The 348-nt window shown below is 59.2% G+C and carries 1 protein-coding gene; it reads left to right on the forward strand.

Translation table 11 applies throughout. The features are described 5' to 3' along the window. Window positions 1-79: 79 nt before the first annotated feature. A partial coding sequence (locus E6J58_15040; GenBank protein TMB36204.1) for a co-chaperone GroES occupies window positions 80-348 on the forward strand: 269 nt, incomplete at its 3' end.

A 348-nucleotide genomic window follows, 5' to 3' on the forward strand; every position in this document is an offset into this window, starting at 1 on the left:
TTATCCGGTTACATTGCCCGCGCTTTGGCACTCTCCCCATACGAGTGCCAGCTCAAGCCCATCACCTGGAGGAAACCTCATGAAGATTCGGCCTCTGCAGGATCGCGTCATCGTCAAGCGAGTGCAGGAAGAAGAGAAGACGAAGGGTGGCATCATCATCCCCGACACCGCCAAGGAGAAGCCCATCGAAGGCGAGGTCATCGCCGTCGGAAACGGGAAGATCCTGGAGGACGGAAAGGTGCGCGCCCTGGACATCAAGGCGGGCGACCGCGTGCTCTTCTCGAAGTACGCCGGCACGGAGATCAAGATCGACGGCCAGGAACACCTCATGATGCGCGAGGAAGACAT

Source organism: Deltaproteobacteria bacterium, from assembly GCA_005879535.1.
GTDB lineage: Bacteria > Myxococcota > Myxococcia > Myxococcales > 40CM-4-68-19 > 40CM-4-68-19.